Origin of the sequence: Pseudoduganella plicata (assembly GCF_004421005.1) — a bacterium.
In the GTDB taxonomy this organism is placed as follows: domain Bacteria; phylum Pseudomonadota; class Gammaproteobacteria; order Burkholderiales; family Burkholderiaceae_D; genus Rugamonas; species Rugamonas plicata.
In genome coordinates, this window is record NZ_CP038026.1 from 4,815,239 (window position 1) to 4,829,339 (window position 14,101).

13 protein-coding genes are annotated in these 14,101 nt (G+C 64.4%); 6 read left to right on the plus strand and 7 right to left on the minus strand.

Features of this window, described 5'->3' with window-relative positions:
- Positions 1 to 50 precede the first annotated feature (50 nt).
- Positions 51 to 806 carry a DeoR/GlpR family DNA-binding transcription regulator gene (locus E1742_RS21365; RefSeq protein ID WP_134387143.1) on the minus strand — a complete coding sequence of 252 codons (756 nt, stop codon included), beginning with the start codon at positions 804 to 806 and terminating at the stop codon, positions 51 to 53.
- Positions 807 to 878: 72 nt separating this feature from the next.
- Here E1742_RS21365 and E1742_RS21370 point away from each other — a divergent pair, with 72 nt between their 5' ends.
- Both E1742_RS21370 and E1742_RS21375 read left to right on the plus strand, forming a co-directional pair.
- On the plus strand, positions 879 to 1,502 hold the full coding sequence (locus E1742_RS21370; protein ID WP_134387144.1) for an NUDIX domain-containing protein: 624 nt from the start codon (positions 879 to 881) through the stop codon (positions 1,500 to 1,502).
- A gap of 20 nt (positions 1,503 to 1,522) precedes the next feature.
- Entirely contained in the window at positions 1,523 to 1,843 is a 321-nt protein-coding gene (locus E1742_RS21375) for a c-type cytochrome (RefSeq protein ID WP_134387145.1), read from the plus strand.
- 259 nt (positions 1,844 to 2,102) lie between these two features.
- Here E1742_RS21375 and E1742_RS21380 read toward each other — a convergent pair whose 3' ends face one another.
- The 4 genes from E1742_RS21380 to E1742_RS21395 all read right to left on the minus strand — a co-directional run bounded on the left by E1742_RS21380 (position 2,103) and on the right by E1742_RS21395 (position 6,772).
- Positions 2,103 to 3,074: an ABC transporter permease gene (locus E1742_RS21380; protein ID WP_134387146.1), complete on the minus strand. Its 972-nt coding sequence runs from the start codon at positions 3,072 to 3,074 to the stop codon at positions 2,103 to 2,105.
- A gap of 4 nt (positions 3,075 to 3,078) precedes the next feature.
- On the minus strand, positions 3,079 to 4,161 hold the full coding sequence (locus tag E1742_RS21385; protein ID WP_134387147.1) for an ABC transporter permease: 1,083 nt from the start codon (positions 4,159 to 4,161) through the stop codon (positions 3,079 to 3,081).
- Entirely contained in the window at positions 4,158 to 5,684 is a 1,527-nt protein-coding gene (locus E1742_RS21390) for an ABC transporter ATP-binding protein (protein WP_134387148.1), read from the minus strand. Before E1742_RS21390 ends, E1742_RS21385 begins: the two co-directional genes overlap by 4 nt.
- Positions 5,685 to 5,776: 92 nt before the next feature.
- Positions 5,777 to 6,772 (minus strand): BMP family lipoprotein, encoded by a 996-nt coding sequence (locus E1742_RS21395; protein WP_166793532.1) that lies wholly within the window; start codon positions 6,770 to 6,772, stop codon positions 5,777 to 5,779.
- Between the two features lie 559 nt (positions 6,773 to 7,331).
- Between E1742_RS21395 and E1742_RS21400 the strand changes: the two genes are divergently transcribed.
- The 4 genes from E1742_RS21400 (at position 7,332) to pcp (ending at position 12,076) form a co-directional block, all read left to right on the plus strand.
- Positions 7,332 to 9,611, plus strand: a complete 2,280-nt coding sequence (locus tag E1742_RS21400) for a TonB-dependent receptor (RefSeq protein ID WP_134387149.1) — start codon at positions 7,332 to 7,334, stop codon at positions 9,609 to 9,611.
- Positions 9,612 to 9,774: 163 nt separating this feature from the next.
- The gene (locus tag E1742_RS21405) at positions 9,775 to 10,476 is read left to right on the plus strand and encodes a DUF969 domain-containing protein (RefSeq protein WP_134387150.1); all 702 of its coding nucleotides are present in this window, start codon (positions 9,775 to 9,777) and stop codon (positions 10,474 to 10,476) included.
- A complete protein-coding gene (locus E1742_RS21410; protein WP_134387151.1) occupies positions 10,473 to 11,432 on the plus strand; it encodes a DUF979 domain-containing protein in 960 nt (319 codons plus the stop codon). Before E1742_RS21405 ends, E1742_RS21410 begins: the two co-directional genes overlap by 4 nt.
- Positions 11,429 to 12,076, plus strand: a complete 648-nt coding sequence (gene pcp / locus E1742_RS21415) for a pyroglutamyl-peptidase I (protein ID WP_134387152.1) — start codon at positions 11,429 to 11,431, stop codon at positions 12,074 to 12,076. The genes E1742_RS21410 and pcp overlap by 4 nt, the downstream gene beginning before the upstream one ends.
- Before the next feature lie 184 nt (positions 12,077 to 12,260).
- On the opposite strand, the gene E1742_RS21420 is transcribed toward pcp, so the two are convergent.
- Complete coding sequence (locus E1742_RS21420; RefSeq protein ID WP_134387153.1) at positions 12,261 to 13,166, minus strand: LysR family transcriptional regulator; 906 nt, start codon at positions 13,164 to 13,166, stop codon at positions 12,261 to 12,263.
- Positions 13,167 to 13,176: 10 nt separating this feature from the next.
- Positions 13,177 to 14,097 carry a pseudouridine-5'-phosphate glycosidase gene (locus tag E1742_RS21425; RefSeq protein WP_134387154.1) on the minus strand — a complete coding sequence of 307 codons (921 nt, stop codon included), beginning with the start codon at positions 14,095 to 14,097 and terminating at the stop codon, positions 13,177 to 13,179.
- Between the last annotated feature and the right edge of the window lie 4 nt (positions 14,098 to 14,101).

Here is a 14,101-nt window from a genome sequence, read left to right on the forward strand (position 1 = left end):
CGTTCCACAGGGTAGGAGACCCCGAGAAACGAGCCAGTCCCCCATGTCTCCTACGCCAACGTTACTTCGATCCCCATCTCCCGGTACGGCGCCAGCAGCGCCGCATCCGTCTTCCCGCTGACGACGATGCCGTCGATTGTCGCCAGCGGCGCAATCGCGAACGGCGCCGCGGTGCCCAGCTTCTCGGGCGACGCCAGCACAATTGTCCGCTGCGCCGTCGCGCTGATCGCGCGCTTCATGCACGCCTCGTCGTAATCTCCCGTCGTGATCCCCGCCTCCGGATCGAGGCTGCACACGCCCATGAAAAACACGTCGCAGCGGATGCCGGCGATGGCTTCCAGCGCCTGCGCGCCGCAGGCCACGATCGAGTGCTTGAACAGCCGCCCGCCGACGATGATGACCTCAACGTGCGGGTGTTCGACCAGCTCCACCGCAACGGATGGGCTGTGCGTGACGACGGTGGCGCGCAGGTCGCGCGGCAGCGCGCGCGCCAGCTGGACGGACGTCGTGCCGCCGTCGATGAACACGACCTGGCCGGGTTCGATCAGCGCGGCGGCGGCGCGGGCGATGGCAGGCTTGGCGTCCGTGGAGATGGTCTCGCGCACGGCGAAGTTGGCCTGCGCGGGCGAGGCGGGCAGGGCGCCGCCGTGCACCCGTTGCAGCAGACCCTCCTTGGCCAGTTCGCGCAGGTCGCGCCGGATCGTGTCCTCGGACAGCCCCAGCGATTCGGACAGCGTCTTGGCGACGATCTGTCCCTCCTCATCGAGAATCTTGAGCAGCAGTTGTTTGCGTTGTCGGGTCAGCATATGCGCGAAATTTCTTGAGATTGCATGATATTGCATGATATCGTAAAAACAACGCAAACAGATGGAGCCATCATGGACATACGCATCAGGGAAGTGACAACGCTGTCGGACGACTGGTATCTGCTGAAGAAAACCACGTTCGACTACCGCCGCCGCGACGGCACGTGGCAGACGGTCTCGCGCGAGACGTACGATCGCGGCCACGGCGCGACGATCCTGCTGTACAACCTGGCACGGCGCACCGTCATCCTCGTACGCCAGTTCCGCTTTCCTGCCTGGCGCTACGGCGGCACGCACGACGGCTTCCTGCTCGAAGCGCCCGCCGGCCTGCTGGACGCCGCCACGCCGGAAGAGCGCATCCGCGCCGAGGTCGAGGAGGAGACGGGTTACCGCGTCGGTGAAGTGCGGCGCGTCTTCGAGGCGTTCATGAGCCCGGGGTCCGTCACCGAACGGCTGCACTTCTTTGTCGCCGAATACGGCGCGGACAAGCGGATCGGGCAGGGCGGCGGTGTGGTGGAGGAGGGGGAAGACATCGAGGTTGTGGAGCTCGACATCGATGCGGCGCTGGCGATGGCGGCCGGTGGCGCCATCGAGGACGGCAAGACGATCATGCTGCTGCAGTACGCGGCGTTGCACCTGTTTTCGCGGGGCGATGTCGGCGCCGTCAAAACGCGGGATGCTCTAGAATCGGAGTAATTCAATCAGGGGAGCACACAATGAAGAAACAACTTGTCGCAGCAGGTCTGCTGTCGTTTGCAGCAATCGTCAGCGCTTCGCTGGCACACGCCGCCACGCCGGAAGAGTTGGCGAAATCGAAGAACTGCATGGCCTGCCACGCCGTCGCAACGAAGCTGGTCGGCCCGGCCTACAAGGACGTCGCCGCCAAGTACAAAGGGCAGAAGGATGCCGAGGCCAAGCTGGCACAGAAGATCATCAAGGGCGGCGCCGGTGTCTGGGGCCCGGTGCCGATGCCGCCGAATGCCGTCTCCGATGCCGAGGCGCATACGCTGGTGAAATGGGTGCTGGCGCAGAAATGACGCGTGGGGTCTGTCCCCGGTAAGGAAAGGCTTTCACCACAGTCGTTAGCGCAGTCAGGGGACCGACCCCGGTTTTTTGCCCGAGGCACAGGCAAAATTCAAAAACCGGGGTCAGTCCCCTGAATAAGCCGGCGACTCCGGCACACCCACCACTTACCGGGGACAGACCCCAGCGCCGGCGACCAAGGCAAGGCCGCCACTTACCGGGGACAGACCCCAGCGGATCAGCCGCCAGCCGCGACCTCAAGCCCCGGCACCATCAGCGCGACTTCACGAACGGCACCCCGATCGCCTTCGGCGCCACCGACTTCGCCATCAACCCGGCCAGCACGATCACGGTCACGACATACGGCACCATCTGGATCAGCGCGCCGGGAATGCGGCCCACGACCGGCAGGTCGACGCCTTCCAGCTGGATCTGCACGGCGTTGAAGAAGCCGAACATCAGGCAGCCCAGGAAGGTAAACGTCGGGCGCCAGTTACCGAACACCATGGCCGTCAGCGCCAGGTAGCCCATGCCGGCCGACATGTCGCGCAGGAAGAAGCCGCTCTGCACGATGGCCAGGTACGCGCCCGAGAACGAGCACAGTGCGCCGGCAATCAGCATCGCCGTATAGCGGGTGCGTTCGACGGAGACGCCGGCGGCATCGGCCGCGTGCGGGTTCTCGCCGCAGGCACGCAGGCGCAGGCCGAAGCGGGTGTGGTACAGCAGCCAGTGCACCAGCGGCACCAGCAGGAATGCGGCGTACACCAGCACCGAGTGGCCGCCCAGCAGCTGCGTCCAGATCCAGCCCAGCACCGGCACGTCCGCCACCGCTTCGCTGCCCGGCAGGGTCACGTACGGCAGGCGCGCTTCGCCCAGGTCCGGCGTGCGGCCGCCCTGCTGGAAGAAGTACTGCGCCACGACGAACGTCAGGCCGCTCATGGCGATATTGATGGCGATGCCGGCGACGAGCTGGTTGCCCTTTTGCGTGACGGCCACGTAACCCTGCAGCGTGGCCAGCGCGATCGACACGGCCATGCCGGCCAGGATGCCGTACCAGGGGTTCTGCGTCGCGAATGCGACTGCCGCAGAGACGAAAGCGGAGGCCAGGATCTTGCCTTCCAGGCCGATGTCGATGACGCCGGAGCGCTCCGCGAACAGGCCGGCCATGGCGGCGAAAATCAGGACCGGCGCGTTGCGCACGGTCGAGACGACGATACTGCCCAGATGAAGATCTTCGAAGGTCATGATCTCAGCCCTTTTTCCCTTTGATCAGTTTGATGAGCACGGGCGCGTACAGGTTTTCCATCGCGCCGCAGAACAGGATGATCAGGCCCTGGATAAAGATGAACGTCTCGGTCGGGATGTTCGGCTTTTCCAGCGACAGGTCGAAGCCGCCCTGGATCAGCGCGCCGAACAGCACGGACGACAGGAAGATGCCGACCGGATGCTGGCGTCCCATCAGCGCAATCGCAATGCCGACGAAGCCGGCGCCGCCGACGAAGTTCAGCGACAGGTAGTGCGTCGAGCCCATGATGGAATTGACGGCGCCCAGGCCGGCCAGGGCGCCCGAGATCAGCATCGTGACGATGATCATGGCGGAGATCTTCACGCCGGCGTAGTGCGCGGCGTGCTTGTTCAGGCCCGTGGCGCGCAGTTTGTAGCCCCACGCGGAGCGCGACACGACGACACCGTAGATCACCAGCGCGATGATGGCCAGGAAGAAGCTGATGTTCAGCGGCGTATCGCCCAGCACGGGGAACCAGGCGTTCAGCGGCGGCAGCGCGGCCGCATCCGAGAACACGCGGCTGGCGGTATTCTGCTCGCCCGGCGGGATCAGGTATTTGACGATGACGAAGTTCATCAGCGACGCGGCGATGAAGTTGAACATGATCGTCGTCACCACGACATGGCTGCCGCGTTTGGCCTGCAGGTAGCCGGGAATGAAGGCCCACAGCGCGCCGAACAGGGCCGCGCCGATCATGCCGGCCAGGATCAGCAGGTACCACGGCAGCGCTGCGTCGAACGCCAGCATCGCCAGCGTCAGGCCCAGGCCGCCGAAGTACATCTGGCCTTCGGCGCCGATATTGAACAGGCCCGCCTGCATCGCGATCGATACGGCCAGGCCCGTGAAGACGAAGGTCGACGCGTAGAACAGCGTGTACGACAACCCTTCCGGATTGACGATGGCGCTGTTGATCAGGATCTGCATCGACTCGACGGGGTCTTCGCCCAGCAGGTGGATCACCAGCGCGGCAACGAGCAGCGCGGAGAGCAGGTTCAGGATCGGCAGGACAATGCCGGTTGCCCAGCGTGGCATATCGTTAGTGGTCATGATTTTTGCATCCCGCCCATCAGCAGCCCGATACGGGTGGTGTCGAATTCTTCAATCTTCAGTTCGCCGGTAATGCGGCCGCCGCACATCACGAGGATGCGGTCGGCCAGTGCCCGGACTTCTTCCAGTTCCACCGACACCAGCAGGATGGCGACGCCGGCGTCGCGCAGTGCCAGCAGCTGGGTGTGGATCGCCTCGATGGTGCCGATGTCGACGCCGCGCGTCGGCTGGCCCACCAGCATCAGCTTCGGCTTGGCCAGCACCTCGCGGGCGATGACGACCTTCTGCTGGTTGCCGCCCGAGAGCAGGCCGATACGCAGGTCCGGATTGGGCGGACGCACGTCGAATTCCTTCAGCAGGCTTTCGCAGCGCTCGGCGATGTGGCCGAAGTCGAACAGGCCGAAACTGCCTTTCAGGTGGTCCTGGTACCCCAGCACCGTGTTCTGCATGACCGAGAAGTTCTTCACCACGCCGTCGCGCAGGCGGTCTTCCGGAACGTGGGCGATGCCCAGGTGGCGAAACACCAGCGGCAGGCCATCGGCGTCGGAACGGTCGAAGGGGAGGGGCTTGCCTTCGAAGTCGGCCGCGCCGGACGTCGGCAGGCGCATGCCCGACAGGATCTCCATCAGTTCGCTCTGGCCGTTGCCGGAGACGCCGGCGATCGCGACGATCTCGCCGGCACGCAGCGTGAAGCCGATGTCCTCCAGCAGCGCCACGCCGGTGCTGTCCTTCAGTTGCAGGTCGCGCACGTCCAGCACCGCCTTGCCCGGGTTGTACGGCGCACGCGGCAGGTTGTTTTCGATGGGGCGGCCGACCATCATGTTGGCCAGCTCCTCCTTCGTGGTCTGCGCCGTTCGCACGGCACCGACCACGCGGCCGGCGCGCATGACCGTCACGCTGTCGGTAATGTCCATGATCTCCTGCAGCTTGTGCGTGATCAGGATGATGGTCTTGCCCTGTTCCCTGAACAGCCGCAGGATCTGGAACAGCGACTCCGTCTCCTGCGCCGTCAGCACGGCCGTCGGCTCGTCCAGGATCAGGATGTTGGCGCTGCGATAGATCTGCTTGAGAATCTCCACGCGCTGCTGCGCGCCGACGGACAGGTCGTGGATCGTGGCAAGCGGATCGACGTCGAGGCGGTACGTGGCGCAGATCTCGCGCAGCTTCTTCTCCGTGGCGGCGCGGTGCGACGACAGGCGAAAGCCCCCCTCGGTCCCCAGCATCACGTTATCGAGCACGGTCATGTTCTCGACCAGCATGAAGTGCTGGTGCACCATGCCGATACCCAGGCGGATGGCTTCCTGGCTGCTGCGGATCTGGCGCGGCTGGCCGTCAAGCAGGATCTCGCCGCCGTCGGCGTGATAGTAGCCGTACAGGATGCTCATCAGGGTCGATTTGCCGGCGCCGTTCTCGCCTACGAGGCCGTGAATGGCGCCCTTGGCGATCGCGAAGCTGACGTCCGTATTCGCCTTGACCGCTCCGAAGTGCTTGGAGATGCCGCGAAATTCAACTGCTGGCTGCATAGGATTTTCAGGTGGTTGTTACTGAAAAACGCGCCGCAGGAGAATGCCCCTGCGGCGCGTTTCTACGGGAAGTCCCGATCGTTAGAGGATGGTCAGGCCGGGCAGGCGGCGCCCGAGCGGATGTCGATGACCTTGACCTTGCCATCGATGATGTCCTTGCGGGCACCCAGCACCTTCTTCTCGATTTCCGGCGTGATCAGCTTGCGGTTGTGGGCGTCCAGCGCCCAGTCCACGCCGCCTTCCTTGATGCCCTTGGCCGTGACGCCGGCCTTCCACGTACCGTTCTTCATTTGCATGAAGCTGTCGTAGACGGCGTTGTCGACGCGCTTGACCATTGAGGTCAGGACCGAGCCGGGATACAGGTGGTTCTGGTTGGAGTCCACACCGATGGCCAGCTTGCCTTTGTCCTTGGCCATCTGCAGCGTGCCCATGCCCGAGCCGCCCGCGACGGCAAACACGACGTCCACGCCGCGCTCGAACTGCGAGCGCGCCAGTTCGCCGCCCTTGGCCGGGTCGTTCCAGGCCGCAGCCGTGGTACCGACCATGTTCTGCACGACTTCCGCTTTCTTGTCGACGGCCTTCGCACCCTGCGCGTAGCCGCAGGCGAACGTGCGGATCAGGGGGATGTCGATGCCGCCGATGAAGCCCAGCTTCTTCGACTTCGATGCCATCGCGCCGGCAACGCCCACCAGGTAGGAGCCTTCTTCTTCCTTGAACGTGATCGAGTTGACGTTGTTGCCCTGGGCGACGCCGTCGATCAGCACGAAGCGCACGTTGGGGAATTCCTTGGCGACCTTCTGCACCGCCTGCGTCTGCGCAAAGCCGATCGAGGCGATCAGGTCCAGCTTCTTGCGGGCCAGCCCGCGCAGCACCTGTTCGGCCTGCGTGTCGGACGAGGCCTGCACTTCGATGAAGTTGATGTTCGTGTCCTTCTTGAAGCGCGAGGCGCCTTCGAAAGCGGACTGGTTGAACGACTTGTCGAACTTGCCGCCCGCATCGTAGACGATGCCCAGTTTCGGGTTGGCCGCCGCAGCGCTGGCCGATACCGCCACTGCGGCGATCATCATCGTTACTTGTTTGATTTGCATGAGTAGGCTCCTGGAAGTTCGTTATTGTATAGTTTTTGCGAGCAAAACATGTAGACCACTATTGCCTGCATCTCGGAAACCCGCCGATTTAGAGGGCTTGCTCAGTGCATTCGCGCTAACAAGCGTTGCTAGATTTCCATCAGTTGCACATTATTTAACGCAATGAATTAACGATCTGTTATCACTGTCGCGTTGGCGCAACATTACGTCGGTGGTTCGAGCAACGCCTCTAGCGTTGTTTTTCGCGCCGGACGACCGGTGCCGTCATTTTCAATACGCCTCCCACTATTTGCCTTCTTCCCTCTGCGCGCCCTGCCACAGAGCGCTCGCCGCTGTCTCGAGCGCGACGGAAGGGTAGCTCTCAACTATGCAACAGCCATGATATGTATGACAAATACGTTTTTGATTAGCGATTTATATATTTTTCATATCAATGGAATGGGGCTGCGGGCAATTTTCGCACCTGTCAATTGGTGCTAGCATCGCGTTTTGCCTGCACGTTTCGTCTGCTTTTTCCGCATAGCTGCGGTGTTTTTTAATCCATAGAAGGAGCTGGTCCATGACTGAACCCACCCGCTACGCTGCGCGTACGCTGATCGCGCTGGCAGTCGCCGCGGCATTCCCGCTGCACGGTGCCGTTGCACAGGAGGCGCGACAGCCTGCCGCCGACGGCATGTCCGACGTTGTGGTCGAGAAACGCCAGCCGGGCCAGCTCGAACAGGTCATCGTCACGGCCCAGCGCCGCGCCGAGAACATCAAGGACGTGCCGATGTCGATCGCCACCGTCAAGGGCGAGAAGCTCGACGTGCTGACGTCCGGCGGCCAGGACATCCGCTTCCTGTCCGGCCGTTCGCCGTCCGTTGCGATCGAATCCGATTACGGCCGCACGTTCCCGCGCTTTTATATCCGTGGCCTGGGCAATACGGACTTCGACCTGAACGCGTCGCAGCCGGTCGGCCTGGTGATGGACGACATCGTCCAGGAAAACCCGATGCTCAAGGGCTTCCCCGTGTTCGACGTGGACCAGGTGGAAGTGCTGCGCGGTCCACAGGGCACCCTGTTCGGCCGTAACTCGCCGGCCGGCGTCATCAAGTTCGACTCGGCCAAGCCGGTGTTCAAGACGGAAGGCTACCTGTCGGCCGGCTTCGGCAAGGACCGCATCCGCAATGTCGACGGTGCGTACAACATCCCCGTCAGCGATACCGTGGCGATCCGCTTCTCCGGCCAGTCGCAGCACCGCGGCAACCGCGTGGACAACAACCGCCCGACCGGCACGCGCGAATTCGAAGGCTACAAGGACAACGCTGCGCGCCTGCAGGTGCTGGTCAAGCCGACGTCGAACTTCAGCGCGCTGTTCAACGTCCATGGCCGCGACATGGATGGCAACGCGACGCTGTTCCGCGCCAATATCCTGAAGAAGGGCACCAATGAGCTGGTCGACAACTTCGACTTCGGCAGCTACCCGACCGACGGCATCAACGAGCAGCATCTGAAGAACAAGGGCGCCAACCTGCGCCTGCGCTGGGACCTCCCGGGCGTGACGCTGCACTCGATCACGGGCTACGAAACGCTGGACTTCTACAGCCGCGCCGACGTGGACGGTGGCTACGGCGCCGTGTACGCGCCGCCGATGGGCCCGGGCTTTATACCGTTTGTCGTCGAGACGGCGGACGTGATCCCGAACCACAAGCAGCTGTCGCAGGAGTTCCGCGCCGAGTCGACGAACAAGGGCCCGCTGCAGTGGATCGCCGGCGTGTTCTTCTTCAAGGAAGACATCCAGATCGACAGCATCTCGTTCGATTCGCTGGCACCGGGCAATCCGCAGAACGCCAACTACGCAACGCAGGAGCAGAACGCGAAGTCGTGGGCGGCCTTCGGCTCCGTCAACTACGCGATCAACGACCGCCTGAAAGTGCGCGGCGGCCTGCGCTACACCAGCGACAAGAAGGACTTCGTGGCGCAGCGCATCGAAACGACGGGCCGCACCTACCTGCCGCTGTCGGACGACTCGACCAACGTCAGCTGGGATGCCAGCGGCACGTACGTCGTCACGAAAGACACCAACGTGTTCGCCCGCATCGCCACGGGCTACCGCGCGCCGTCGATGCAGGGCCGCCTGAACGACCTGGCCAGCCGTCCTTCGATGGCTGGCGCCGAGAAGGTGCTGTCGTATGAAGCCGGTATCAAGCAGGACCTGTTCGACCGCCGCGCGCGCCTGTCGGCCACGGTGTTCCACTACCGCGTCAAGGACAAGCAGCTCACCGCCGGCAGCGGCACGGTCAACATGAACCAGCTGCTCAACGCCGACAAGGCGACCGGCAAGGGCGTGGAGCTGGACATCCAGGCCAATCTGTCCGATGCCCTGTCGATGACGTTCGGCAGCAGCTACAACGATACCGAGATCAAGGATTCGAGCCTGTACGTGCTGCCATGCGGCTCCGGCTGCACGGTGACGAACCCGGTCTCGTTTGTCGGCGGCACCCGCGTCGCGCTGATCAACGGCAATCCGCTGCCGCGCGCACCGAAGTGGCAGCACAACTTCACGCTAAAATACAGCGTGCCGGTGGCGAACGGCGAGGCCTACGCGTTCACGGACTGGTCATACCGCTCGTCGTACAACTTCTTCCTGTACGAAGCGGTGGAGTACAAGGCCAAGGACCTGCTGGAAGGCGGCCTGCGCGTCGGCTACAAGTGGGGCGACGGCAAATACGACCTGGCGCTGTACGGCCGCAACATCACCGACGAGGTGCAATCCGTCGGTGCCATCGATTTCAACAACCTGACCGGCATCCTGAACGAGCCGCGCACGTACGGTGTGCAGTTCAAGATGAATTTCTGATACTGTTGGTTACGTAGCTTGAAGTCTGCCCCGCCCATGTGCGGGGCTTTTTTATGCCGCGATATTTCTGCGTTAGCACAGCCGTCGAAAACCGGAGCTTGTCACCGTTTTTCTGTAAAACCGGTGACAGGCTCCGGTTTTTTCGAATTTTCTGGGAGGAACGATGCAGTCTGCTGTCAACCTGTGGCCCCTGCTGGGTGTCGCCGTCATCATCGCCGGCTTCCTGTTGCGCCTGCACCCTGTGCTGGTGGTGATCGCCGCGTGTCTTGCCACCGGAGCGGCCGTGCTGATGCCGCCGCTCGATTTGCTGGCCGCGTTGGGCAAGGCGTTTGTCGAGACGCGCAACCTGCCGCTGATCCTGCTGCTGCCGCTGGCGGCCATCGGCCTGCTGGAGCGCTTCGGCCTGCGCGAGCATGCGCAGGCTGCGATCAGCCGCGTGCGGTCCGCCACTGCGGGCCGGCTGCTGATCCTGTACCTGGCCATCCGCGAGGGCTGCGCGGCCGTCGGGCTGACGTCGATCGGCGGGCATCCGACGATGGTGCGTCCGCTGATGGCGCCGATGGCCGAAGGCGCCGCCGAGCGCCAGGCCGCGGCGCGCGGCGCGGTCCTGTCCGATGCGGCGCGCCAGCGCGTGCGGGCGATGACGGCCGCCACCGATAACGTCGGCCTGTTCTTCGGCGAGGACATCTTCGTGGCCTTCGGCGCCATCGTGCTGATGCAGACCATCCTGCGTGCCGAGGGCATCGAGGTCGATCCGCTGCACATGGCACTCTGGGGCATCCCGACGGCGATATCGGCCTTCGTCATCCACGCATGGCGCCTGCGCCGGCTTGACCTGTATCTGGCACGCGAGGCCCGCAAATGATCCTGCGGCTGGAGGACTTCTATTATGTGGTCGGCGCCATCCTTGCCATCGTCGCGTGGATGTCGGCAACGGATCGCAGCAATGGGCGGCGCTGGACCACGGCTCTGTTCTGGGGGCTGTATGCATTGCTGTATCTCGCCGGCGAAGCGCTGCCGCCGGCGTTCGCTGGCGCCGTCGTGGTCGCGATGGCGCTGCTGGCGGGGTTCGGGGGCGTGCGCAGCGGCACACCGGACGTGCTGCCGGACGACGTGCGCCGCGCCAGCGCGCGCCGGCTGGGGCATTGGCTGTTCCTGCCGGCGCTGGCCATCCCGCTCGTCACCGTGATCGCTTCGACGCTGCTGAAGGATGTGAAGGTCGGTGAGTTGTTCCTGATCGATCCGAAGCAGGCCACGCTGGTCGGCCTGGGCTGCGCGTCGATCATCGCCGCGGCGCTGGCCTGCCGGCTGACGCGGTCCACACCGGTCCAGGCGATGCGCGAGCACCGCCGCCTCGTCGATGCGCTGGGCTGGGCGTTCTTCCTGCCGCATCTGCTGGCGATTCTTGGGCTGCTGTTTACCCAGGTGGGCGTCGGCAAGGCGGTCGCGCACATCGCCACGTCGTACATTCCGATGGATTCGAAACTGGTGGCCGTAACGGTGTATTGTGTCGGCATGGCGCTGTTTACGATCGTCATGGGCAACGGCTTCGCGGCGTTTCCCGTGATGACGGGCGGCGTTGGCATACCGGTGCTGGTCGGCGTCTTCCACGCCAACCCGGCCGTGATGGCGGCGATCGGCATGTTCAGCGCTTATTGCGGCACCCTGATGACGCCGATGGCGGCGAACTTCAATATCGTTCCGGCCGCGCTGCTGGAGCTGCCGGACAAGCATGCCGTCATCAAGGCGCAGGTGCCCACGGCGCTGCCGCTGCTGGGCGTGAATATCCTCTTGCTGTATTTTCTGATGAACCGACCATGAAGACTGTGCTCCTGACGGGCTTCGAGCCCTTTAACAAGCAGCCCATCAACCCCGCATGGGAGGCCGTGCGTGCGCTGGAAGGATGGGCGGAGGAGGGCTTTGACGTCCAGGTGCGGCAGCTGCCCTGCGTGTTCGGCGCGGCCATCGAAACGCTGCTCGATGCCATCGGGGCCACGGCGCCGGACGTCGTCATCGCCGTCGGGCAGGCAGGCGGCCGCGCCGACATCACCGTGGAGCGCGTCGCCATCAATATCGACGATGCGCCGATCATGGACAATCGCGGCAGCCAGCTGGTGGACGAGCCCATCGTCCCGGACGGCCCGGCCGCCTACTTCGCCACCTTGCCCATCAAGGCCATCGTGCACGCGCTGCGTGGCGCCGGCCTGCCGGCCTCCGTGTCGCAGACGGCAGGCACCTTTGTCTGCAATCACGTGTTCTATGGGCTGATGCATGCGGTGCGCGCACAGCCGTCGACCCGTGCCGGATTCATTCACATCCCGTTCCTGCCGCAGCAGGCCGCGCACCAGCCGGCGCCGACGCCCAGCATGGCGCTGGCCGATATGATCGAGGGGTTGAAGGTTGCGGTGCGAACCAGCTGCGGCGCCGAGGCAGACCTGCGCGAAGCCGGCGGCCGCACGCACTGACGAACAGCAGACATCGTGACAACCCTGGGGTCAGGCACAAAAACTATCAGGTCCGAGCGCAGCGGAGCCGGTCCCACCAGAGCTGCGCACGCAGGCTTATCCGGCCAGCAATCGGCGTGTAATTGTTCAGGTCGTGACAGTTTTTGTGCCTGACCCCGATGTTGTCACGGGCTCTGCCTGGTGCTTACTCTCTGGCGGGCGGCCGCAGGATGTTCAGAAACGCCCGCACTACCGGCGCGTCGTCCGTGGTGGCGTAGGTGATGTACAGATTGGCCGACGGCGGATTGGTGCGGATCGGCAGGAACACCACGCCCGGCCAGCCGATGCGGCTGGTCGTTTCCGGCATCAGCGTCACGCCCAGGCCCGCGCCCACCATTGCCAGCAAGGTTTGCGGTTCGGACGCTTCCTGGAAAATGGCCGGCTGGAAGCCGGCGTTGACGCAGCACCCGATCAGGTAGCGGGGGAATGCGGACTTGTCGAGGGCGAGCGTCAGCATCGGCTCGTCGGCGATGTCGGTCAGTTCGATTGCTTCGCGTTTGGCCAGCGGATGATGCTCGTTGACGGCCACGCAGACGTTCTCGCGAAAGCACAGCTCCTGGCGCAGGTTGTCGTTTTTGAGGTCGTTCTCGTCGAGCTTCGGCTCGCGCCAGAAGCCCACGTCGATCTGCCTGGCGCGCAGCGCGTCGTACTGCACCGTCGGGCCGAACTCGTGCAGCGTCCACGTCACGCGCGGATACTGGCTCTGGAACTGCTCGAGCAGGCTCGGGATCGGTCCCCACATCGCCGATCCGACGATGCCCACGCGCAGGCGCCCGACCTCGCCGCGGTCGATCTGCCGCACGGTGTCGATGGTCATGCGCATTTTCGCCAGCAGCTCCGCCGCCTCGTTCATCAGCGCGCGGCCCGCGACCGTCAGCTCGAAGCTGCGCGTGGTGCGGGCAAACAGCTTCACGCCCAGCTCCGCCTCCAGCTTCATGATCTGCTGCGACAGCGGCGGCTGCGAGATGTGCAGCCGCTCGGCCGCACGGCTGAAGCTTTTTTCTTCGGCGACGGCCAGGAAATACTTCAGCTGTTTCAGGTCGATGGACATGGCCCGTGGCTCAGGGCAGCGGACGTTCGGCCAGCGCGCGCGCCAGTGCCGCGCCCACGCGGGCGTTGTTCTTCACCAGCGCAATGTTCGTCGCCAGGCTGCGCCCCTGCGTCAGGGTCTTGATGCGGGCCAGCAGGAACGGCGTCACCTTCTTGCCCGTGACGCCATTCTCGGCCGCTTCCTGCAATGCCTGCAGCGTGATGCCGTCGATTTCTTCCTTGCGCATCGCGTCCGCCTCGGGCACCGGATTGCTGACGACGATGCCGCCTTTCAGGCCCAGGTGCCACTTGGTCTGGATGAACGCGGCCTGCTCGGCCGGTGTGTCGAGCTGGAAGTCGGCATTAAAGCCGCTTTCGCGCGTGAAGAAGGCGGGGAAGCCCGGCTGGCCCACGCTGACGACTGGCACGCCCTGCGTTTCCAGGTATTCCAGGGTCAGGCCGATGTCGAGGATGGATTTGACGCCGGCGCACACCACGGCCACATTCGTCTGCGACAGTTCCTGCAGGTCGGCGGAGATGTCGAAGCTCGTTTCGGCGCCGCGGTGCACGCCGCCGATGCCGCCGGTGACGAAGACTGGAATTTCCGCCAGCGCCGCGCAGATCATCGTCGCGGCGACGGTGGTCGCACCCAGCTTGTTCTGCGACAGCACATAGGCCAGGTCGCGCCGGCTTACCTTCATCGCTTCCGGCGACTGGCCCAGCAGTTCGAGCTGTTCGTCCGTCAGGCCCACGCGGATCTTGCCGTCGATGACGGCGATCGTGGCCGGCACGGCGCCGCCGTCGCGGATGATCTGCTCGACCTCGCGCGCCGTCTGCACGTTCTGCGGATACGGCATGCCGTGCGAGATGATCGTCGATTCCAGCGCCACGATGGGCAGGCCGGCGGCGCGCGCGTTCGCCACTTCGGGCGAGAAGGAGAGGAATTGGTGCATATCT

What these genes read in the sequence shown, in the direction of transcription:
- E1742_RS21420 (WP_134387153.1), bottom strand. Translation starts at nt 13,166, where the DNA reads ATGTCCATCGACCTGAAACAGCTGAAGTATTTCCTGGCCGTCGCCGAA.
- E1742_RS21390 (WP_134387148.1), bottom strand. Translation starts at nt 5,684, where the DNA reads ATGCAGCCAGCAGTTGAATTTCGCGGCATCTCCAAGCACTTCGGAGCG.
- E1742_RS21405 (WP_134387150.1), top strand. Translation starts at nt 9,775, where the DNA reads ATGCAGTCTGCTGTCAACCTGTGGCCCCTGCTGGGTGTCGCCGTCATC.
- E1742_RS21400 (WP_134387149.1), top strand. Translation starts at nt 7,332, where the DNA reads ATGACTGAACCCACCCGCTACGCTGCGCGTACGCTGATCGCGCTGGCA.
- E1742_RS21375 (WP_134387145.1), top strand. Translation starts at nt 1,523, where the DNA reads ATGAAGAAACAACTTGTCGCAGCAGGTCTGCTGTCGTTTGCAGCAATC.
- E1742_RS21385 (WP_134387147.1), bottom strand. Translation starts at nt 4,161, where the DNA reads ATGACCACTAACGATATGCCACGCTGGGCAACCGGCATTGTCCTGCCG.
- E1742_RS21365 (WP_134387143.1), bottom strand. Translation starts at nt 806, where the DNA reads ATGCTGACCCGACAACGCAAACAACTGCTGCTCAAGATTCTCGATGAG.
- E1742_RS21425 (WP_134387154.1), bottom strand. Translation starts at nt 14,097, where the DNA reads ATGCACCAATTCCTCTCCTTCTCGCCCGAAGTGGCGAACGCGCGCGCC.
- E1742_RS21370 (WP_134387144.1), top strand. Translation starts at nt 879, where the DNA reads ATGGACATACGCATCAGGGAAGTGACAACGCTGTCGGACGACTGGTAT.
- E1742_RS21395 (WP_166793532.1), bottom strand. Translation starts at nt 6,772, where the DNA reads ATGCAAATCAAACAAGTAACGATGATGATCGCCGCAGTGGCGGTATCG.
- pcp (WP_134387152.1), top strand. Translation starts at nt 11,429, where the DNA reads ATGAAGACTGTGCTCCTGACGGGCTTCGAGCCCTTTAACAAGCAGCCC.
- E1742_RS21410 (WP_134387151.1), top strand. Translation starts at nt 10,473, where the DNA reads ATGATCCTGCGGCTGGAGGACTTCTATTATGTGGTCGGCGCCATCCTT.
- E1742_RS21380 (WP_134387146.1), bottom strand. Translation starts at nt 3,074, where the DNA reads ATGACCTTCGAAGATCTTCATCTGGGCAGTATCGTCGTCTCGACCGTG.